The sequence below is a fragment of the uncultured Pigmentiphaga sp. genome, from assembly GCF_937950555.1.
Classification (GTDB): domain Bacteria; phylum Pseudomonadota; class Gammaproteobacteria; order Burkholderiales; family Burkholderiaceae_B; genus Pigmentiphaga.
In genome coordinates this window covers 1-19,253 of sequence record NZ_CALFCW010000063.1, presented here as the reverse complement: position 1 = coordinate 19,253, position 19,253 = coordinate 1, and the positions used below count along the sequence as shown (strand labels likewise).

Here is a 19,253-nt window from a genome sequence, read left to right as displayed (position 1 = left end):
TTGCCCATGCCGGACACCGACGACGGGCACCAGGTGTCCATGGTCTGGTCCATGCCCCGCTCCCAGGCCGACGCCTTGCTGGCGCTGCCCGAGGAGGATCGGGCCGCGACGCTCGAGGCGCGCTTGGCCGCCGCCACGCGCGGGCGATTGGGCGACTTGCGGGTGCGCGGCACCATGCACGGCTTCCCGCTGGCGCTGCAGCGTTGCCCGCAGTTGGCGCACGAGGGCGTGGCGCTCGTGGGCGATGCCGCGCACGTGGTGCATCCATTGGCGGGGCAGGGGTTGAACCTCGGGCTGGGCGACGTGCAGGCACTCGTCCGGGTCCTCGGCGGGCGCGAACCGTTCCGGCAGGTGGATGATCCGCGTTTGCTGCGCCGATACGAACGGGCCCGGGCCGAGCCCCTATTGGCCATGAGGACGGTGACCGACGGTTTGTTTCACCTGTTTGGCTCGCAGCCAGCCCCGGTGGCTTGGCTGAGGAATGCCGGACTGGACTTGGTGGACCGCATGCCCTTGCTCAAGCGCATGCTGGTCAACGGTGCCTCGGGCGCGTGAGCGCACGGGCAGGCAGGGGCGGGCTGCGTTGTGCGCCCGAACCGACGAGCATGAAGAACGGCGTGTGCCCTTCCGGCGCGCGCCTGCAAGGAGAACGCATGAAACGTACGCTGACATCCATCCTGGTGGCCGCCGCCTTGGTGCTGCCGGCTGCCGCGGCCTGGGCGCAAGCGACTTCGTCCAAGAGTGCAGGGACGTCCGAAGAGGTCGTCAAGCAGCGGTTCCTGCAGAGGTTCGGCGAAGTCGGCGTGGAGGGGGTTTCGCGTACGCCTTACGGCCTGTATGAGGTGCGCATCGGGGCGGAACTGGTTTATACCGACGAGAAGGTCAGTTTCGTCCTCGATGGCAGCCTGATCGATGCGGCCACCAAGCGGAACATCACGCGCGAGCGCAAGGAGCAGTTGCTGGCCGTGAAATTCGATGAACTGCCTCTGAACCTCGCGATCAAGCAGGTTCGCGGCAATGGCTCCCGGCGCATCGCCCTCTTCGAGGATCCGAACTGCGGCTATTGCAAACAGCTCCGCCGCTCGATGGAAGGCATCGATAACCTCACCATCTATACCTTCCTGTATCCCATCCTGTCGCCGGATTCGCTGACCAAATCGACGGCCGTATGGTGCTCGGCGGATCGCGGCAAGGCCTGGGATGATTGGATGCTGCGCGGCAAGGCCCCGCAGGCCAAGTCGTGCGATGCACCCATGCAGGAGCTCTTGGCGCTAGGCAAGAAACTCCGGGTGACGGGTACGCCCACCATTATCTTCGGGGACGATACGCGCGTCGGCGGCGCGATCCCTGCGGATCGCCTCCGCCAGCGGCTCGACGCCATGGGCAAGGCGGGTTGAGCGCCTCGGGCGGCGCCGCCGTGTGATGGCGTGCCGCCGGAGCGGAATCAGCGTGCCGGGGCGGGCACGCCTTCACCCTTGGGCCACAGCACCCACAGCCGGCTCGGCTGCTTCATGCGGCCGGCCATCTCCCCGGCCTCGTCGCCGAATCCCCAGAACACATCCACCCGGGCTGGCCCCTTGATCGCGGCGCCGGTGTCTTGTGCCAGCGCCGCGACGTTCAGCGGTTGCTTGGAATTGGGCTGGGTCGTAGAGAGAAACACCGGGGTGCCCAAGGGCACGATGGACGGATCCACCGCCAGTGAGCGCAGGGGAGTCAGGGGCAGGCCCATGGCGCCTTTCGGGCCCTCTGACGGGTCGAGCACGGCCTCTTCGCGGAAGAACACCACGGCGGGGTTGGCGTTGAGCATTTCTTTCACCCGTCCGGGGTTCTTGCGCGCCCAGGCGCGTATGCCTTGCATCGAAGCCTGGCTCATGGTCAGCTCGCCCCGGTCGATGAGCCATTTCCCGATGGAGACGTACGGATGGCCGTTGTGATCGGCATAGGCGAGCCGTATGGTGCTGCCCTGGCCCGGGCCGGTGTCGAGCACGGCGCGGCCGGTGCCTTGCACCTGTAGGAAAAAAGCATCGATCGGGTCGTTGACCCAGACGATGGCCGGCGGCTGCCGTTCGGGCCGCTCGATCTCGCTGCGGGTGTCGTACGGCACGACGCGCTTGCCGTCGAGTTTGCCGCGAATGCGCTTGCCGGCGAGCTCGGGGTAGAGCGAGCCCAGGTCGATGGTCAGCAGGTCGGCGGGCACGGAATAGAGCGGCCATTGATAGTCGCCGCCTCGTTCGCGGGACGCGTGGACCAGCGGTTCGTAATAGCTGGTGGCCAAGCCCGTGGCCTGTTCTCCATTGGGGTCACGCACGGACCACGGCTGCAGCCAATGCTCGAGAAAGGCGCGCACGGCATCTGCCGTCGGCGCAGGCGGCAGTTCGCGCGCGGCGGCGCAGGTCTGCTGCCACGCGTAGGGGTCGGCCATCTGCGGCGCGCTGGTGGAGGCAGGGCGGCCGGTGCGAAGAATGATGGAGCGGCAATTGGCGAGAAAGGGACGCCACAGCTTTTCCACCGGGTCGGTTTTCCAGCCCGGCAATTGTTGCCAGCTCGCCTTGGCAAAGTGCTTGCTGCTTTGCACCGGCGGAAGATGCGCGGGCCGCGGCACCGGCGGTGGCAGCGGGCGGGCGCTTTCCGGGGCGGGGGATGGTGCGGCGACCGGCGGTGGTGCCACCGGTGCTTGCGGGGCCTCGCGCGCGGCTTCCTGGGGGGCTGGCGGGGCGTGCGTCGGCTGCACGCATCCCCCCAGGGCGGCGCTCACCGCGAGCGCCGCCGCAGTGGGGAATAGGGGACAATGCAGGTTTCTCGCAAAGAACTCGCGAAAGGACATTATGTGGCTGCTCCTGCTTGAAGCGTTCCTGGCGCTTTGCTTACTGGTGTTCATCGTGGCCTGGACCATGTGGCCGAAAAGGCGTTCCTCTGCCGGCGCCAGCGGGCGTCCGTCGGAAGAAGGGCCGGTCGGGCAAGACGAGGATCCCGCCGCCGCCCGCTCCGTGGCCGCTCATGCTTGCGAACGCCGCACTGGGGCCCCGGCGGACAAGGAACCGGGGCGTACCGGGACGGAATGAGGAACCCGGGTATTAATGCAAGGTGCGGGGCATGGCGAGAACGAACTCGGGGATTTCTACTTCGAACGGCATGCCATTTTCGCCTACGCAATGATAGGTGCCGCGCATGGTGCCTACGGGGGTCGGCAGCGGGCAGCCGCTCGTGTATTCGAAGCTTTCCCCGGGCTTGAGCAGAGGCTGCTGGCCGACGACCCCTAGGCCCCTGACTTCCTGCTGCTGCTGGTTGCCGTCGGTGATGATCCAATGGCGGCTGATGAGTTGAGCAGGTTCGGTCCCCGTATTGGTGATTCGGATGGTGTACGCAAACACGTATTGCCGCCGTGCCGGGTCCGATTGCTCGGGAAGGTAGCGAGGCTGTACGGTGACCGTAAATTCGTGAGATTTCATGCGTGCGCCATAGGGGGAGGTGACAAGCTTCTACAATAAGGTGCATTGGGCCGGGCCCGAGCCGCGTGGGGCAGTCCCGCGGCGGCTGCCCGGCGCACTGCTCCTGTGAATGGAATATCTTATGCCAGCCTTTACCACTTCCGGGCCTGATTCCACACGTATCGCCCCCAGCATTCTATCCGCCGATTTCTCCCGCCTGGGGGAAGAGGTGCGCAATGTGGTGGCCGCTGGTGCGGATTGGATACATTTCGACGTGATGGACAATCACTATGTTCCCAACCTGACCATCGGCCCCATGGTGTGCGAGGCCATCCGTCCGCACGTCAACGTGCCCATCGACGTGCACCTGATGGTCGAGCCCGTGGACGCCCTCATTCCGTTGTTCGCCAAGGCCGGTGCGGACATCATTACCTTCCATCCGGAAGCGTCGCGCCACGTGGATCGCACCTTGGGCCTGATCCGCGACCAGGGTTGCCAGGCCGGGCTGGTGTTCAATCCGGCAACGCCGCTGGACTGGATGGACTACGTCATGGACAAGCTCGACCTCGTGCTGCTGATGTCGGTCAACCCGGGGTTCGGCGGCCAGAGCTTCCTGCCTTCGGCGCTGGATAAATTGCGCCACGCGCGAACCAAGATCGAGCGCTATCGCGCAGATACGGGGCGCGAGATCCTGCTGGAGGTCGACGGCGGCGTGAAGGTCGACAACATCGCCGCCATCCGCGCGGCGGGTGCGGACACCTTCGTGGCCGGCTCGGCCATTTTCGGCAAGCCCGACTACGCGGCGGTCATCAAGGAAATGCGCGCGCAGATCGCCAGCGCCGGGACGGCTCGCGCCTAGTTTGACACATTCGCATCATGCAGGAGCCGGGAATGTCTTTCCGTGCCGTACTGATCGACCTCGACGGCACGCTCGTCGATTCCGTACCTGATCTCGCCAGGGCTGCCAACGCCATGCGGGTGGAGTTCGGCTTGCCTCCGCTGCCGGAGGAGGTCATCGCGACTTTCGTGGGCAAGGGCATGGAGAACCTCGTGCATCGCGCGCTGTCGGGCAGCCTGGAGGGACGGGTGGAAGCAGGGCGCCTGCAGGAAGGGCTGCGGGCTTTTCGCGCCGCCTACCATGCGATCAACGGCGATCATGCGCAAGTGTTCGACGGCGTCGTCGAGGGGCTGCGGGCGATGAAGGCGCAAGGCTTGCGCCTTGCCGTGGTGACCAATAAGCCGGGCGAGTTCACGAGGCCTTTGCTCGAGCGGACCGGCCTGCTCGCCTACTTCGACGAGGTGGTCAGCGGGGATACCCTCTCGCGCAAGAAACCCGATCCTGCTCCTGTCCTGCACGCCTGTGCGTTATTAGGCGTGAGGCCGGCCGAAGCGGTGGTGGTGGGCGATTCCATGAACGATGCGGCCGCCGGGCGCGCGGCGGGGTGCCGGGTGCTGCTCGTTCCCTACGGTTACAACGAAGGGCGGGACGTGCGCGGCATCGAGTCCGATGGTATAGTTTCTTCGCTCTTGGAGGCCGCAGGCTGGATTTCGAACCCGCTTCCTCCTACACGGGCCGCGGCGGTGTCGCCGCCTGCGTTTTAAGTTCTCGTTTTAGGGTCTTCCCGCTCGTTTTATGGTCTCCACGACTCGGTCGTTCGCCCAAACCTGCGCCTGGTGGCGCTGGTGGCGTTCGTCTGCCGGGTGGTGGTGATTCTCCTCGGCCGCACGTCAGCGCACTGACCGGCCAAGCAAGCATTCTTACGAATCTCACCCCCGAGTCCCACCGGACCGTCGGGGCGTGCGTCCTCCTGCGTTCCGGATACGGTCCCTCGGCAACGCAATGTTTTCCGATATGAGGCACGCATGACTGAAGTCGAATTCCAGGCCCTGGCCGCCCAGGGATACAACCGCATTCCGCTCGTGGCGGAAACGTACGCCGATTTGGACACGCCCCTCGGCCTCTACCTGAAGCTCGCCCAGGCCGGCCCGCGCCGCGGGGCGATGAGCTGCCTGCTGGAGTCGGTGGTGGGCGGCGAGCGGTTCGGCCGGTATTCGTTCATCGGCCTGCCTGCGCGCACTTTTATTCGTGCACGAGGCAGGAACGTAGAGGTCATTACCGATGACCAAGTGGTCGAACGCCACGAGGGGGACCCGCTCGCCTTCATCGCGGAATACCAGAAGCGTTTCAAGGTTGCGCTGCGGCCGGGCATGCCGCGTTTCGTGGGCGGACTGGCGGGGTACTTTGGGCACGACATGGTGCGCCACATCGAGCCCCGGCTGGGGCCTTGCACCAAGCCGGACCCGGCCGGCATGGGCGAGCCGGTTCCCGACCTGCTGCTGCTTCTCATCGATGAGCTGGCCATCATCGATAACCTCGCGGGAAGGCTGTACCTCATGGTGTACGCGGATCCCTCGGAGCGGGAAGCCTACGCCCGCGCCCGCACCCGCCTGCTGGACTTGAGGGCCCAATTGCGCCGGCCGGCGGAAATTCCCTATAGCCAGGCCAGCATGGTGACCGAGACGCGCCGGGATTTCCGCAAGGAAGACTACCTGGCCGCGGTGCGCAAGGCCAAGGAATACATCGCCGCCGGGGATCTCATGCAAGTGCAGGTGGGGCAGGTGATCGCCAAGCCTTTCCGCGATTCACCGCTGTCGCTGTACCGGGCGCTGCGTTCGCTCAATCCTTCCCCCTATATGTACTTCTGGAATTTCGGCGATTTCCACGTCGTCGGCTCGTCGCCGGAGATCCTGGTGCGGCAGGAGTCGGTGGTCGAGCAGGGGAAACCGCGCAGCCGGGTGACCATACGCCCGCTGGCCGGCACGCGCCCGCGCGGCGGAACGCCCGAGGAGGACCGCGCCCTGGCGGAGGAGCTGCGCGCCGATCCCAAGGAAATCGCCGAGCACGTCATGCTGATCGACTTGGCGCGCAACGATGTGGGCCGAATCGCCGAAATCGGATCGGTGCAGGTCACGGATCAGCTCGCCATCGAGCGCTACTCACACGTCATGCATCTGGTATCCAACGTGACCGGCCTGCTCCGGGAAGGCATGACCTCGATGGATGTGCTGCGGGCCACGTTCCCTGCCGGAACCCTGTCGGGCGCGCCCAAGGTGCGCGCGCTGGAGATCATTGATGAGTTGGAACCCGTACGCCGCTGCATCTATGGTGGCGCAGCCGGCTACCTGAGCTACGGCGGTGAAATGGACCTGGCGATCGCCATCCGCACCGGGGTGGTCAAGAACGGCACGCTATACGTCCAGGCCGCGGCCGGCGTGGTCGCGGACTCCGATCCCGAGAAGGAATGGCTGGAGACCGAGGCCAAGGCGCGTGCGGTGTTACGTGCCGCCGAGCAGGTCCAGCTCGGTCTGGACGACCCGGTCTGACGCCCCGGGGCCTTGCGCCGCTTAGTCCACCCGGGCGCCCGATAGCCGCACCAGGTCTGCCCATTTGGCGACTTCGGCCTTGCTGAATTCGTCCAGGTCCGCTGTGGCGCCTTGTTCGATGCCCTGGGCGAGCAGCTTGGCCTGTACGCCCGGCGCGGCCAGGGCCCCCGCGGCGGCGGCACGCAGTTTCTGGAGGGCGGGCGCCGGTACGGCTTTGGGGGCGTACAGCATGAACCAGGCAACGAGGTCGAAGTCGCTGCCGGTCTGTTCTGCGATGGTCGCGACCTCGGGAGCCGCCGCGCTGCGCTTGGCAGACGAGACGCCCAGCGCGCGGAGCTTGCCGGCGCGGATGTGCGGCAGCACGGCGGTGGGGTGATAGAACATGAAGTGCACCTGGCCGGAGATCACGTCCGAGACGGCCATGTTGCCCTCCTTGTAGGGCACGTGCACCATGTCTACCCCGAGCCTGGCCTTTAGCAATTCGCCAGCGAGGTGGCCGGACGTGCCACTGCCTGCCGAGGCGAAGCTCACGCCCGGCGGTTTGCCCGCGGCCGAGGCGAGGTCGCGCAGGTTGTTGATCGGTGAATCGCCACGCACCACGAGCAGCGTGGGTGTCTGGCCCACTAACGCGATGGGCGCGAAGTCGGCGACGGGGTCGTAAGTCAGCTTGGCATACAGCGCCTTGTTGATGGCGTGGGTGCCCACCGTGCCCATCACGATGGTGTAGCCGTCTGCCGGAGCGCGCGCAACGAAGTCCGTGCCGATGGCGCCTCCCGCCCCGGCGCGGTTTTCCACGACGATGGGGTGGCCAAGTGGTTTGGCCATCTCGTCGGCCATGACGCGCGCGATGATGTCGGTCGAAGTGCCCGGCCCGAAGGGCACGATCATCTTGACGGGCCGCGAAGGGAACGTATCGGCACGGACATCGCCTGCGAACGGCAATGCACACGCGGCGGCAAGCGTGCACAGCAAGACCGCGCGACGCCGCATGCGTGACGCGTTCGATTTCGGTTCCATGGATGCCATGAATCAGTCTCCTCTCCGTGTCGTCGTTCTTGTCGGGACGGGCGGACGCCGCGTGGGGCGTGAACCCGGCTCGGGTGAGGAGAGCGTACGAAAACGCTACACGCTGGAGAAATGATTAATTTTGCTGATCAGTATTGATGGCATCGATCGTGGCGGACGCTCGACGGGAGGCCCGCGCCCGATTCCCCAGGGCAGGGGCGGCAAGCTGGTGCTCGTGCGGCCAGCCCTTACTGGGCGGCGTATTGCGAGAAGTCGATCCGCGGCGCGCAGCAAAGGTCGATTTTCGTCTGCTGTAGGGTCTCGCTGAACCAGGCCCCGATTTCCGCGGCTCGCTCGCCTACGTAGGCCGGCCGTCCCGCGGCATCCAGGCGCATGCTCAGATCGTGACCGGGAATCAATAAGGTTCCCGGGCGCCGCCTCCAGATCTCCCAGATTTTTTCCAGGCTGCGGGCGCTTTCGCGCGCGTCGTCGGTATCAGCCACCGTCATGCTCAGCAGCTCGGCACGGTTCTTGGCCGCGTCCCCAGTGAACAGCACCGGGTCGTCCGAGGCGGTCAGGTAGAAAAGCAGGTGGCCCGGCGTGTGTCCTGGCGCGGCGATCGCCTGCAAGCCTGGGAGAAAAGTCTCGCCGTCCTGGATGCGGTGTACGCGCTCGGATGAACAGAGCTCGCGCACATAGAGTTCGGGAATGGGGTTGAAGCCAGGAGGCTGGGCTGCCGCCCAACTGAGCTCCGCATCGCCGATCCAGACGGTCGCCCTGGGGAACAGCGTGAAGTTGACCGCGTGGTCGTAGTGGGCGTGGGTGAGCACGACGTCGGTCACGTCGGCGGGCTCCACGCCGTGCTTGCGCAGTGCATTCAGGATGGGCTTGCGGGCACCGAATGCGCCGACGTCGACGAGAATGACATGGGGGCCGTGGCGCACGAGCGTGACTGTGCTCCAACCAAGTCCGCCATGATGAGTGGCCCGTCCAGGGTAGCCTTGGATCAGGACGTCGACGGTTGCCATGATGATTTCCTCCCGGTGTCGGCGAGCCGCCATTCTGACGGGCTGCGCCGCGTGCGGCAAGCGAGGAGGTACGGACGCGGATGCGCTGGGGCGGCTAGCCGTTCATGCAAGGCCCGCGGCGCGCATGGCAAGTTTCAGCAGCGCCGCGAGCGCGGCAAGCGCCGCCACGCCGCCGGCCCACAGCAGCACCAGCCAGGCCAGCCGCCGCCTCCAGGCGCCCGGTCCATGGTTCATCAATGGTAGCCTTCGCCTTGCCGCACTTTGCCGCGGAACACCCAATAGCCCCATGCGGTGTACATCAGCACCAGCGGAATGATGAGCAGGGTGCCGACCAGCGTGAATCCCATGCTTTGCGGCGGCGCGGCCGCTTCCCAGATCGAGATCTCAGGCGGGATGACGTTGGGCCACAGGCTGATGCCCAGGCCGCTGTAACCGAGGAACACGAGCGCCAGCGTCAACAGGAACGGTTCGGCGTGGCCGTCTCCGCGCAGGGTATGTAGTAGCCGCCATGCCACCAGCAGTACGAGCATGGGTACCGGCGAGAACCAGAGGAGATTGGGAAAGCTGAACCATCGCTCGGCGATGGCAGGGTGGGCAAGGGGCGTCCAGATGCTGATGATCCCGATGACAGCCAGGGTGAGCCAGGCCAGGCGGGATGCAATGCGCCGCATGCGTGCTTGCAGTTCCGCGTCGGTTTTCATGACCAACCAAGTCGCGCCCAACAAGGCGTAGGCGCATATCAAGCCCAGGCCGGTGAAAAGCGGAAAGGGGGCGAGCCAATCGAAAGCGCCGCCTGCGTATTGCCCGTCCTGCACCGGCAGTCCGTTCAGGTAGGCGCCTAGCGTGGCTCCCTGGCAGAAGGTGGCAAGGAGCGAGCCGCCCGCGAAGGCGGCGTCCCACAGCCCGCGTTCGTGGTCATGGGCCTTGAAGCGGAACTCGAAGGCGACGCCGCGGAAGATCAGCCCGATCAGCATCAGGATGAGAGGCAGCGCCAGGGCGCTAAGGATGACCGAATAAGCGAGCGGAAAAGCGGCCAGCAGCCCCGCCCCGCCCAGGACGAGCCAGGTTTCGTTGCCGTCCCACACCGGCGCGACGGTGTTCATCATGACGTCGCGATCGTTCTTGCTGCCGAAGAAGGGAAACAGGATGCCGATGCCGAGGTCGAAGCCGTCCATCACGACGTACATCATGATCCCGAACAGAATGATCACCGCCCAGATCAGCGGCAGGTCAATGCCCATGGCGAGGCTCCTCATGCGTGCGTTCGTCTGCGCTGGTTGCTTCGTGCGCGGCCGAGAGCGGTCGCATCGGCTGCCGCTTTTCCCCCGGCCCGCCCGGCACTTGCCGCTTGTGTTCGTCGGGGGCGGGGCCTTTCGCGATCAGCCGCAGGCCGTAGGCCGTGCCGGCGCCAAACACCGCGAAATAGACCGCGATGAAGAGCAGCAGGGTGAAGGTCAGCTGACCGGCGGTGTGTTGGGGGGTGACGGCGTCGGCCGTGCGCAGCAGTCCGTGGACAGTCCAGGGCTGGCGGCCAATTTCCGTGGTGTACCAGCCGGCGAGGATCGCGACCAGGCCCGCCGGCGACATGAGCAATGCGAAACGCAGGAAAGGCCTGGACGTATATAGCCGCGACGATCGCCGCAGCAGCAGGCCCCCTATCGCGAGCGCGATCATGAGCAGGCCCAGGCCGACCATGAGGCGGAAGGTCCAGAACACGATCGTGGCGTTGGGGCGGTCTTCGGGCGGAAAGTCCTTGAGGACGGGGATTTGCCCGTCCCAAGTGTGCGTGAGGATGAGGCTACCCAGCCGCGGGATGTCCACCGCGAAACGCGTGGTCTCCGCTTCCATGTCGGGCCAGCCGAACAGCGTCAGCGGCACACCCTCCCCAGCGGGCGCGCGCTCCCAACGCCCCTCCATCGCTGCCAGCTTGGCCGGCTGGTGCTCGAGCGTATTGAGGCCGTGCAGGTCACCCAGTACCGCTTGCACGGGCGCCGCAGCCAGCAGCATCCACATCGCCATCGACAGCATGGTGCGCACGTGCGGACTGTCGCGGCCACGCAAGAGGTGCCAGGCCGCCGAGCCGCCGACCATCAGCGCCGTGGCGAGATAGGCCGCGACCACCATGTGGGCGAGGCGATAGGGAAAGGAGGGGTTGAAGATCACGGCCAGCCAATCCACCGGCACGACGCGGCCGTCGAGTATCTCGTGCCCTTGGGGCGTATGCATCCAACTGTTCGATGCCAGGATCCACGTGGCCGAAATCAGCGTGCCGAGGGCCACGGCCACCGTGGCAAGGAAGTGCAGGCCGGGGCCCACCCGTTTCAGCCCGAACAGCATCACGCCCAAGAAACCGGCTTCGAGGAAGAACGCCGTGAGCACCTCGTAAGTCAGCAAGGGGCCGGTGACGCTGCCGGCAAAGCGGGAAAAATTGCTCCAATTGGTGCCGAACTGATAGGCCATCACGATGCCCGAGACCACGCCCATCGCGAAGGCGACCGCGAATATGTTGAGCCAGAAGTGATAGAGGTCGATGTAGACCTGCCTGCGGGTCCGCAGCCAGAGGGCTTCCAGCACGGCGAGATAGCTGGCCAGGCCGATCGTGAGTGCCGGGAAAATGATATGAAAAGAGATCGTGAACCCGAATTGGATCCGCGCCAGGAGCAAGGCGTCCATGAGATAGGCCGGTCAGCAGCCGGAACCGGGGTTGCCCCCGCTCGTGCCTGGCCGGGAAACCGCGCATTCGTCGCGCATGCCAGCTTTGTCGTGGATCATTGACGACTCCCCTGTGGATGGGCCGTGGTCCGCCTCGCCCGGTCCGGGGCTCAAGCAATCGTCGTGCCGCAGCTGGCTAGGGTTAATCCCCGGGGAAGGGGCAGCGTCGTACCCGTATCCGTGGCGCGATCCGCCGCGTACGGGCATTGCACTTGCCCGGAGAAATGCAAAATTTGCGCTCGCCCGGGAGATATCTACACGGTGGGTAGGACGACCCCGGGTGTGTTGCATCCCTCGCCGGCGTGGTATGATTTTTTGCACGCTGAACCGACTGCGTTGGTTGTCCTGGCTGCAGCCGGCTTCTTCGAACCCACTTTTATTTCGACATGATCCGTACCGCTTCGACCAACGTTGCTCTGTGGTGGCGCTTCCGCTAAAGGAAGCGGCACGTCGTTGCGGTTCGAAAACTGCACCTTGCCGCCGTAACCGGTGGCAGGTCGAAAATCTCTCGCAGATCCCGGGCACGGCGGCTCCAGAACCAGGAGATTGCCAGTGCCATCAGCAGTACCTTCCCTGACCACAGCATGTCTCGACGTCCCGGGCGCGCGCTTGCGCACGGCCGACTGCGTTCGTTCCCCCAATTCCGCGCCGCGGGCGGGGGCTCTTCGCGGAGGTCGACCGACATGCTGCTAATGATCGATAACTACGATTCCTTCACCTACAACCTTGTCCAGTACTTCGGCGAGCTGGGTGCCGACGTGCGCGTTTATCGCAACGACCAGATCACGCTGGACGAGATCGAAGCGTTGGCGCCGGAACGCATTTGCATCTCCCCCGGGCCGTGCACGCCGGCCGAGGCCGGCATTTCGGTGCCCCTCATCCAAGCATACGCCGGCAAGGTTCCCATCCTGGGCGTCTGCCTCGGCCATCAATCCATCGGTGCGGCGTTTGGTGGCAAAATCGTCCGCGCGCGGCAGATCATGCACGGCAAGACGTCGGCCATCACCCATACGGGCAGCGACGTATTCCGGGGCTTGCCGTCCCCCTATACGGTCATCCGGTATCACTCGCTCGCCATCGAGCGGGACAGCCTGCCCGATTGCCTGGAGGTGACGGCGCAGACCGACGACGGCGAAATCATGGGCGTGCGTCATCGCCAGCTTCCCGTCTACGGTGTGCAGTTCCACCCCGAATCCGTTCTCAGTGAGCACGGTCACGCCCTGCTGCGCAATTTCCTGCAGTTGGACGCATGAACCAGCGGCAACGATTTTTCGAGGAGTCCAAGGTGCCCATTACCCCTACCGAAGCGCTGGTGCGTTGCATCGAACACCGCGAAATCTTCCATGACGAAATGTTGTCGCTGATGCGCATGCTGATGCGCGGGGAAATCCCGCCCGCCACGGCAGCCGCGCTCATCATGGGCCTGCGCGTCAAGAAGGAAACCATAGGCGAGATCACGGCCGCCGCCCGCGTCATGCGCGAGTTCGCCGACGGCGTGAAAGTCGCCGATCCCGACAGCCTGGTGGATTTGGCCGGCACGGGCGGCGACGGGGCGCATACGTTCAATATCTCCACGGCGGCCATGTTCGTGGCGGCAGCCGCCGGCGCCAAGGTCGCCAAGCACGGCAACCGCAGCGTATCGTCGTCGTCCGGCAGCGCCGACGTGCTGGAGGCCCTCGGCGCCAATGTCATGCTGCCGCCCGAGGCCGTGGCCGAATGCATCGAGGCCACCGGCATCGGCTTCATGTTCGCGCCGCTGCACCATTCGGCCATGAAGAACATCGCGCCCATCCGCAAGGAGCTGGCGGTGCGGACGATCTTCAATCTGCTCGGCCCGCTGACCAATCCCGCAGGCGCGGCCAACCAGCTCATGGGCGTGTTTCATCCGGACTTGGTCGGGATCCAGGTGCGGGTGCTGCAGCGGCTGGGGTCCAAGCACGTGCTGGTGGTGTACGGCAAGGACGGCATGGACGAGGCGTCCCTGGGGGCGGCCACCATGGTGGGCGAGCTGCGCGATGGCGAAATCTACGAGTACGAGATCCATCCCGAGGATTTCGGGCTGCAAATGGTGTCGAACCGCAGCCTGAAAGTGGCCACGCGCGAAGAATCCCGCGACCTGGTGCTCGAGGCCTTGTCCAACGTGCCGGGGCCGGCGCGCGACATCGTGGCCCTGAACGGCGCCCTGGCGATGTACGCCGGGAATGTCGTACCATCCGTCGCCGACGGCCTGCGCAAGGCCTTCGATCTGATCGCCAGCGGAGCCGCGCGCGCCAAGCTCGACGAGTTCGTCTCGTTCACCAAGAAGATCTCGTCGCGCTAGGCCTTCGCATCGCAAAATTTCATCGGGTGGGTCATGAGTGACATTCTCCAACGCATATTGGAAGTAAAGGCCGAAGAGGTCGCTACCGCGCGCCTCTTGCGCAGCGAGGCCGACTTGCGGCGCGAGGCCGAGGCCCGCCAGGACGTGCGCGGCTTTGCCCGGGCCATCGAGGCCAAGGTGGCCGAGGGCAAAGCCGGAGTCATTGCGGAGATCAAAAAGGCCTCGCCTTCCAAGGGGCTCTTGCGCGAGGACTTCCAGCCCGACGAAATTGCCGCGTCGTACGCCGTGCACGGGGCCGCGTGCCTTTCGGTGCTGACCGACGTCCAGTTCTTCCAGGGCTCGCCGGATTATCTGCGCCGGGCCCGCGCGGCCTGCGCGCTGCCGGTGCTGCGCAAGGACTTCATCGTCGATTCGTACCAGGTGGTCGAGGCGCGCGCGATGGGGGCCGACTGCATCCTGCTGATCGTCGCTGCATTGGCGCCGTCGCAGCTGCAGGACCTTGAAGCGCTGGCGATGGAGCTCGGCATGGACGTGCTGGTCGAAGTGCACGACCAGGAGGAGCTGGACGTCGCCCTCCAACTGCGCACGAACTTGCTCGGCATCAACAACCGCAACCTGCGCAGCTTCGAGGTCTCGCTGCAGACGACGATAGACTTGCTGCCCCGGATTCCATCCGGCAAGCGCGTCGTCACCGAAAGCGGCATCGTGGGGCCCGACGACGTGCGGCGGATGCGCGAGCACGGCGTCCACGCCTTCCTCGTCGGCGAAGCCTTCATGCGTGCCCCGGAGCCGGGCGCCGAGCTGTCGAGACTGTTCGCATGACCGGCGGCGGGTCCCTGCAGGCTGCCCCACCGCAAGGCGATCTATTTGCTGCTGCGCCGGACAACCGCCTGAGCGCGCCACTGCGTGCGCATGTGGATCGCTTGCCCGCCGCCTGGCGGTCTTTGCTGCAGGATGCGCTGGCGAGTGCATCGTTCCAGGCCTTGCAGGATTTCCTCGAGCGGCGCCGGGAACAGGGTGCCGTCATTTATCCCGCGTCGCCGTTCAGGGCGCTCGAGCTGGTGATGCCGGAGTCGGTCCGCGTCGTCATCCTCGGCCAAGATCCTTACCACGGTCCCGGCCAGGCCCAGGGCCTGGCCTTTTCCGTGCCGGACGACTGCAAGCGGCCACCCAGCCTGCGCAACATATTCAATGAGGTCGCCGCCGATTGCGGCGGGGATCCGGCGAGCTTCGGCAACGACCTGTCGCGTTGGGCCAGGCAAGGCGTGTTGCTGCTGAACACGTCGCTTACCGTGGAGGACGGCGCGCCGGCTTCGCATGCAAGGCGGGGCTGGGAGGCTTTCACCGACGCGGTCATCGCCGCCGTGGCGCGCGAGCCCGGGCCCAAGGTCTTCATGCTCTGGGGGGCGCACGCGCAGGCCAAGCAGGTGCTGTTGCCGCCCGGAAGCGGGCACCTGGTGCTGACGGCCAACCATCCCTCGCCGCTCTCGGCGCGCCGCCCGCCCGAGCCTTTCGTGGGCTGCGGGCATTTCGCCCGGGCCAACCGCTGGCTGGCCGAGCGCGGGCGCGACACGATCGCCTGGTGAGCCGGCGAGCCGCTCCTTAGCGGGCGGGGAAAGGTTCGCTCGCCGGCGTAATGACGCATTCCGTCTCCGCCGGCGCCTCCAGCTTCAGCGTGAAGCAGCGCAGCTCATCCCGGCGGAAGGCGTGTACTTGCACCACGTCGCCCGGCCGGTAACGTGCGAGCAGCTTGTCCAGATTGCCGTGCTGCACGCGGACGCCGTCGATGGCAACCAACACGTCATGCGCCGAGAGTCCCGCCCGGTGCGCCGCGCCGTGTTCATAGACGGTGGCCAGGCGCACCTCTTCGCCCTGGCGCGCCGTCTTGACTCCCAGTGAGGGGAGCGGCGAGGGCGTCTTCCATGTCAGGCGGTAACCTTGCCGCGCCAGCAGTGCCTCCAGCGGCACGTCCTCGCGCCCGTAGACGTAGCGGCGCAAAAACTCGCCGACGTCTATGCCGGTGGCTTCGCGTATCAGGCCGGGCATTGCGTCTTCGGGCACGCCCTCGGGAGCGCCGCGGTAGAAATTCCGGCCGTAGCGCGTCCAGAGCAGACGCATTACGTCGTCCAGGCTGTGGCGGCCGCGGCTCTCTTGCCGCAAGAGCAGGTCCAGCCCCAGCGCGACCAGCGATCCCTTGGTGTAGTAGCTGACGATCGCGTTGGGCGAGTTTTCATCCTGGCGGTAGTAGCGGGTCCAGGCGTCGAAGGAGCTTTCCGCGACCGATTGCTTGAAACGCCCGGGGGCCGAGTGGACCGCAGAGATCGTCTTGGCCAGCGTACGCAGGTAATCCTGCCGCGTGATGACGCCGGCGCGCAGCACGAACAAGTCGTCGTAGTAGGAGGTGAAACCTTCGAACAGCCACAGCAGCCGGGTGTGGTTCTCGCGTTCGAGGTCGTAGGGCGCGAAGGCGGCAGGCTTGATGCGCTTGACGTTCCAGGTGTGGAAGTATTCGTGGCTGACCAGGCCGAGGAAATTGCGGTAGCCGTCGCTTTGCTCGGGGCGCCCGTGCACGGGCAGGTCCGCGCGGGAGGTCATCAGCGCGGTCGAGGCGCGGTGTTCGAGTCCGCCATAGCCGTCGCCGGTGACCATGGTCATGAAGACATAGCGGTCGGTGCTGTCGAGGAACGGCGCGCGGCGCGTGCGCGGCTCGAAGAAGGCGATTTGTTTCTCGCAGATCTTGCGGATGTCGTCCGACAGTCGCTCCAGGTCGAGGTTGGGCACATTGCCGGTGAAGACCAATTCGTGGCGCGCGCCATGGGCTTCGAAGCTCGCCACTTGCGGCGTGCCCATTTCTATCGGGTGGTCGACCAGCGCGTCATAGTCCGGCGCCTGGTACATCCCGAACCCGTGGCGGGGAGCGCGGGCCGGGTGGCCGGGGGCTTCGGGCAGGCTGGTGTAGACCTTCCAGTCTTGCCGGCGGGGTGGAACCAGCTCGAGCAGGCAAGGCTTGTCTTCTTGTCCGGCGACGCGCAGGAAAACGCTGGTGCCGTTGAAGAAACCGTGGGTTTCGTCCAGGTGCGCGGCGCGTACGGAAAGGTCCCAGGCGTAGACGACGTACGTGATCTGCAAGGGGCCGCGGCAGGGCGCGGCCTGCCACGTATGTTTATCGAGCTTGTCCAGTACGACCCGGCGCCCCCCCGACCGCGCCTCGATGCGTTCGATCTGGCGGGCGAAGTCCCGGATCATGTAGCTGCCGGGAATCCATGCGGGCAGGCTGACCCGCTGTCCGGCGGGGTCGGGCTCGGGGATGGTGAGCGTGACGGTGCAACGGTGGCCGGCCAAGTCGGTCGGCTCGAGTCGATAAAGGATGGCGTCGGTCATGAGGTTCAACAGGCGGGCCGGCTGGCAGGCTCGTGGGCGGCAGCCATGCGCCGGCATCAAAGAAGAAGCGGTCGGGGCGGGTTGGAGTCCTAGTCTTGCCTTTGTCTTGCCCTTCTATGTTAGGCCAGCTGCGTCGGTCCGCGCGCCAGGTCGTCCGGTGTGTCGACGTCTCGCAGGCAGCCGGGATCACTCACCGGGATGGGCATGACCTGGCCGGCGACCAGGCGCCGGGCACCTTCGTCGCCGTCCAGCATCGCCAGGCGAGGCCCCCACCCGGGACCGAACAGGACGGGGTGGCCGCGCACGTCCCGGTAGGTGGGCGCCAGCACCGCTTGTTCGCGTCTGCCTGGCGGCAAGGCGAGCCAGGCATCGCGCAGCGTTGCGACCGTGGCGGGGTGTAGCCAGGGCATGTCGGCAGGCATGACGCACCAGGCCGGGGCGTCATCCCCGGCCGCGCGGGTGCTTTCCATTAGATGGGTGACGGCCTGGGCGAGCGTCGCGCCCATGCCTGCCGCGGATCGGTCGCAGACGATGACTTCGCAGCCAGCGCGCCCCAGCGCGTCGGCCACGGCAGGCGCCGCCGGGGACGTGGCGGCTGCGAGCCGGGGCAGGGCGGCACCGAGTGCGCGCGCCGCGGCCACGCACACGGGCTGTCCGTCGACCTGCGCCAATAGCTTGTTGGCGCTTCCGTCCGGGGAATACCGGGAGCCGCGCCCCGCCGCCAGCAAGAGTCCGATGATGACGCGTCCGCTGCTTGCTCCTTGCACCATGGCTGCGCTTCCTACATGAAACGGAAGATGGTGCGCCATGGCGTGGCGAAACTCAAGTCGCCCGCCTGTGGGCAAGGTATGCTTGCCGTCAGGACCGGCGCTTGCACTGGCCGGCCGTCTCCATCGCTTTTCTTGACATAGGTAGGTACGGGAGGTTGTGGTTGTGAGCGAAGCTCTGGTTCTTGTCGAGCGCCGAGGCCGCGTCGGGCTCTTGACGCTGAATCGCCCCAAGGCGCTGAATGCGTTGAACGATGCCCTGATGGATGAACTGGGGGCCGCGCTGCTTGCGTTCGATGCCGATCCGGAGATCGGCGCCATGATCATCACGGGCAGCGAAAAGGCGTTCGCCGCGGGGGCCGATATCGGCGCAATGAAGGACTGGTCCTACATGGACGTCTACGGCTCGGACTACATCACCCGCAACTGGGAGACCCTGCGCAAGATCCGCAAGCCGGTCATCGCCGCGGTAGCCGGGTATGCCCTGGGCGGCGGCTGCGAGCTCGCCATGATGTGCGACATCCTGGTCGCTGCGGACAACGCCAAGTTCGGCCAGCCCGAGATCAAGCTGGGCATCATCCCCGGGGCGGGCGGATCGCAGCGGCTGCCGCGAGCGGTCGGCAAGGCCAAGGCCATGGACCTGATCCTCACCGGGCGGATGATGGATGCGGCCGAAGCCGAGCGGGCGGGGCTGGTGTCGCGGGTAGTGGCTGCGGATCGGCTGCTCGAGGAAGCGGTGGAGATGGCGACCGTCATCGCGTCCATGTCGCTGCCTTCCGTGATGATGGCCAAGGAAGCCGTGAACCGGGCGTTTGAAACCCCGCTCTCCGAAGGGCTGCTATTCGAGCGCCGGCTGTTCCACTCCTTGTTCGGAACGGAAGACCAGAAAGAGGGAATGGAGGCTTTCCTGGCGAAGCGGCCCCCGGTGTTCAAGCATCGGTGAAAAAAATTTCTGAGTGATAAAACCGCGATACAGCGCGGTTTTCGCGTCATCCGAGGGGGCGGCAGCCCCCTTTTTAGTAGTTGTACGGAAGGGAAAACCCGGACCAAATTTGCGTGCCCGTTTTAAACCGTGCTATAGTTTCGTTCTCGACGCGAGCGACGCAACGCAAGAGCGAAGCGGCGGTTGCGGCGAGTGAGATGACGGCCTGGTGCCAGCAGTTACGCCAGAAGGCGGGTGCGGTGGGGTAGTCATCGAGAGAGGAAGTTTGCGGTGCCGGATGGGCAC

Annotated in this window: 20 protein-coding genes; 10 read left to right on the top strand and 10 right to left on the bottom strand. The window is 66.0% G+C overall.

Translation table 11 applies throughout. The annotated features are described in order from the left end of the window. Both Q0319_RS14765 and Q0319_RS14760 read left to right on the top strand, forming a co-directional pair. The coding region (locus Q0319_RS14765) for an FAD-dependent monooxygenase (RefSeq protein ID WP_299453836.1) at positions 1 to 555 on the top strand (555 nt) is incomplete at its 5' end. Positions 556 to 653: 98 nt separating this feature from the next. Then, positions 654 to 1,397 carry a DsbC family protein gene (locus Q0319_RS14760; protein ID WP_296470463.1) on the top strand — a complete coding sequence of 248 codons (744 nt, stop codon included), beginning with the start codon at positions 654 to 656 and terminating at the stop codon, positions 1,395 to 1,397. A 47-nt stretch (positions 1,398 to 1,444) separates the two neighbouring features. Here Q0319_RS14760 and Q0319_RS14755 read toward each other — a convergent pair whose 3' ends face one another. Beyond that, a complete protein-coding gene (locus Q0319_RS14755; protein WP_299453832.1) occupies positions 1,445 to 2,893 on the bottom strand; it encodes an MltA domain-containing protein in 1,449 nt (482 codons plus the stop codon). A gap of 181 nt (positions 2,894 to 3,074) precedes the next feature. Continuing rightward, a complete protein-coding gene (apaG, locus tag Q0319_RS14750; RefSeq protein WP_296469928.1) occupies positions 3,075 to 3,449 on the bottom strand; it encodes a Co2+/Mg2+ efflux protein ApaG in 375 nt (124 codons plus the stop codon). A 121-nt stretch (positions 3,450 to 3,570) separates the two neighbouring features. Between apaG and rpe the strand changes: the two genes are divergently transcribed. The 3 genes from rpe (at position 3,571) to Q0319_RS14735 (ending at position 6,812) form a co-directional block, all read left to right on the top strand. Then, the gene (gene rpe, locus Q0319_RS14745; protein ID WP_299453828.1) at positions 3,571 to 4,287 is read left to right on the top strand and encodes a ribulose-phosphate 3-epimerase; all 717 of its coding nucleotides are present in this window, start codon (positions 3,571 to 3,573) and stop codon (positions 4,285 to 4,287) included. A 32-nt stretch (positions 4,288 to 4,319) separates the two neighbouring features. After that, complete coding sequence (locus Q0319_RS14740; protein WP_296469922.1) at positions 4,320 to 5,030, top strand: phosphoglycolate phosphatase; 711 nt, start codon at positions 4,320 to 4,322, stop codon at positions 5,028 to 5,030. A gap of 261 nt (positions 5,031 to 5,291) precedes the next feature. Continuing rightward, complete coding sequence (locus Q0319_RS14735; RefSeq protein WP_296469918.1) at positions 5,292 to 6,812, top strand: chorismate-binding protein; 1,521 nt, start codon at positions 5,292 to 5,294, stop codon at positions 6,810 to 6,812. Between the two features lie 21 nt (positions 6,813 to 6,833). Here Q0319_RS14735 and Q0319_RS14730 read toward each other — a convergent pair whose 3' ends face one another. The 5 genes from Q0319_RS14730 to Q0319_RS14710 form a co-directional block, all read right to left on the bottom strand. Next, entirely contained in the window at positions 6,834 to 7,838 is a 1,005-nt protein-coding gene (locus Q0319_RS14730; protein WP_363322287.1) for a tripartite tricarboxylate transporter substrate binding protein, read from the bottom strand. A 227-nt stretch (positions 7,839 to 8,065) separates the two neighbouring features. After that, entirely contained in the window at positions 8,066 to 8,845 is a 780-nt protein-coding gene (locus Q0319_RS14725) for an MBL fold metallo-hydrolase (protein ID WP_299453823.1), read from the bottom strand. Positions 8,846 to 8,947: 102 nt separating this feature from the next. Next, entirely contained in the window at positions 8,948 to 9,079 is a 132-nt protein-coding gene (locus tag Q0319_RS14720; protein ID WP_296471151.1) for a DUF2474 family protein, read from the bottom strand. Continuing rightward, positions 9,079 to 10,086 carry a cytochrome d ubiquinol oxidase subunit II gene (gene cydB, locus Q0319_RS14715; RefSeq protein ID WP_296471153.1) on the bottom strand — a complete coding sequence of 336 codons (1,008 nt, stop codon included), beginning with the start codon at positions 10,084 to 10,086 and terminating at the stop codon, positions 9,079 to 9,081. Before cydB ends, Q0319_RS14720 begins: the two co-directional genes overlap by 1 nt. Beyond that, positions 10,076 to 11,518, bottom strand: a complete 1,443-nt coding sequence (locus tag Q0319_RS14710; RefSeq protein WP_299453819.1) for a cytochrome ubiquinol oxidase subunit I — start codon at positions 11,516 to 11,518, stop codon at positions 10,076 to 10,078. Before Q0319_RS14710 ends, cydB begins: the two co-directional genes overlap by 11 nt. A gap of 722 nt (positions 11,519 to 12,240) precedes the next feature. On the opposite strand from Q0319_RS14710, the gene Q0319_RS14705 reads away from it, so the two are divergent. From Q0319_RS14705 to Q0319_RS14690, 4 genes are read left to right on the top strand one after another with little or no spacing between them, the layout of a single operon-like run. Continuing rightward, positions 12,241 to 12,810 carry an aminodeoxychorismate/anthranilate synthase component II gene (locus Q0319_RS14705; RefSeq protein ID WP_296470110.1) on the top strand — a complete coding sequence of 190 codons (570 nt, stop codon included), beginning with the start codon at positions 12,241 to 12,243 and terminating at the stop codon, positions 12,808 to 12,810. A 32-nt stretch (positions 12,811 to 12,842) separates the two neighbouring features. Beyond that, a complete protein-coding gene (gene trpD, locus Q0319_RS14700; protein ID WP_296470113.1) occupies positions 12,843 to 13,877 on the top strand; it encodes an anthranilate phosphoribosyltransferase in 1,035 nt (344 codons plus the stop codon). Positions 13,878 to 13,910: 33 nt separating this feature from the next. Beyond that, complete coding sequence (gene trpC / locus Q0319_RS14695) at positions 13,911 to 14,699, top strand: indole-3-glycerol phosphate synthase TrpC (protein WP_299453816.1); 789 nt, start codon at positions 13,911 to 13,913, stop codon at positions 14,697 to 14,699. Next, positions 14,696 to 15,463 carry a uracil-DNA glycosylase gene (locus Q0319_RS14690; RefSeq protein ID WP_296470106.1) on the top strand — a complete coding sequence of 256 codons (768 nt, stop codon included), beginning with the start codon at positions 14,696 to 14,698 and terminating at the stop codon, positions 15,461 to 15,463. Before trpC ends, Q0319_RS14690 begins: the two co-directional genes overlap by 4 nt. A 16-nt stretch (positions 15,464 to 15,479) precedes the next feature. Here the strand turns inward: Q0319_RS14690 and Q0319_RS14685 are convergent, their stop codons facing one another. Together Q0319_RS14685 and Q0319_RS14680 are read right to left on the bottom strand one after the other, a co-directional pair. Beyond that, complete coding sequence (locus tag Q0319_RS14685; protein ID WP_299453812.1) at positions 15,480 to 17,258, bottom strand: PDZ domain-containing protein; 1,779 nt, start codon at positions 17,256 to 17,258, stop codon at positions 15,480 to 15,482. A gap of 119 nt (positions 17,259 to 17,377) precedes the next feature. Then, a complete protein-coding gene (locus Q0319_RS14680) occupies positions 17,378 to 18,028 on the bottom strand; it encodes a nucleotidyltransferase family protein (RefSeq protein ID WP_296471265.1) in 651 nt (216 codons plus the stop codon). Positions 18,029 to 18,191: 163 nt separating this feature from the next. Here Q0319_RS14680 and Q0319_RS14675 point away from each other — a divergent pair, with 163 nt between their 5' ends. Beyond that, complete coding sequence (locus Q0319_RS14675; protein ID WP_296471269.1) at positions 18,192 to 18,968, top strand: enoyl-CoA hydratase; 777 nt, start codon at positions 18,192 to 18,194, stop codon at positions 18,966 to 18,968. 73 nt (positions 18,969 to 19,041) lie between these two features. Here the strand turns inward: Q0319_RS14675 and Q0319_RS14670 are convergent. Beyond that, a partial coding sequence (locus Q0319_RS14670) for a hypothetical protein (protein ID WP_299453808.1) occupies positions 19,042 to 19,253 on the bottom strand: 212 nt, incomplete at its 5' end.

Bases quoted from the DNA above. Each gene is read 5' to 3' on its own strand.
- Q0319_RS14760 (WP_296470463.1), top strand. From the start codon at position 654: ATGAAACGTACGCTGACATCCATCCTGGTGGCCGCCGCCTTGGTGCTG.
- Q0319_RS14755 (WP_299453832.1), bottom strand. From the start codon at position 2,893: ATGGTCCAGGCCACGATGAACACCAGTAAGCAAAGCGCCAGGAACGCT.
- apaG (WP_296469928.1), bottom strand. From the start codon at position 3,449: ATGAAATCTCACGAATTTACGGTCACCGTACAGCCTCGCTACCTTCCC.
- rpe (WP_299453828.1), top strand. From the start codon at position 3,571: ATGCCAGCCTTTACCACTTCCGGGCCTGATTCCACACGTATCGCCCCC.
- Q0319_RS14740 (WP_296469922.1), top strand. From the start codon at position 4,320: ATGTCTTTCCGTGCCGTACTGATCGACCTCGACGGCACGCTCGTCGAT.
- Q0319_RS14735 (WP_296469918.1), top strand. From the start codon at position 5,292: ATGACTGAAGTCGAATTCCAGGCCCTGGCCGCCCAGGGATACAACCGC.
- Q0319_RS14730 (WP_363322287.1), bottom strand. From the start codon at position 7,838: ATGGCATCCATGGAACCGAAATCGAACGCGTCACGCATGCGGCGTCGC.
- Q0319_RS14725 (WP_299453823.1), bottom strand. From the start codon at position 8,845: ATGGCAACCGTCGACGTCCTGATCCAAGGCTACCCTGGACGGGCCACT.
- Q0319_RS14720 (WP_296471151.1), bottom strand. From the start codon at position 9,079: ATGAACCATGGACCGGGCGCCTGGAGGCGGCGGCTGGCCTGGCTGGTG.
- cydB (WP_296471153.1), bottom strand. From the start codon at position 10,086: ATGGGCATTGACCTGCCGCTGATCTGGGCGGTGATCATTCTGTTCGGG.
- Q0319_RS14710 (WP_299453819.1), bottom strand. From the start codon at position 11,518: ATGGACGCCTTGCTCCTGGCGCGGATCCAATTCGGGTTCACGATCTCT.
- Q0319_RS14705 (WP_296470110.1), top strand. From the start codon at position 12,241: ATGCTGCTAATGATCGATAACTACGATTCCTTCACCTACAACCTTGTC.
- trpC (WP_299453816.1), top strand. From the start codon at position 13,911: ATGAGTGACATTCTCCAACGCATATTGGAAGTAAAGGCCGAAGAGGTC.
- Q0319_RS14690 (WP_296470106.1), top strand. From the start codon at position 14,696: ATGACCGGCGGCGGGTCCCTGCAGGCTGCCCCACCGCAAGGCGATCTA.
- Q0319_RS14685 (WP_299453812.1), bottom strand. From the start codon at position 17,258: ATGACCGACGCCATCCTTTATCGACTCGAGCCGACCGACTTGGCCGGC.
- Q0319_RS14680 (WP_296471265.1), bottom strand. From the start codon at position 18,028: ATGGTGCAAGGAGCAAGCAGCGGACGCGTCATCATCGGACTCTTGCTG.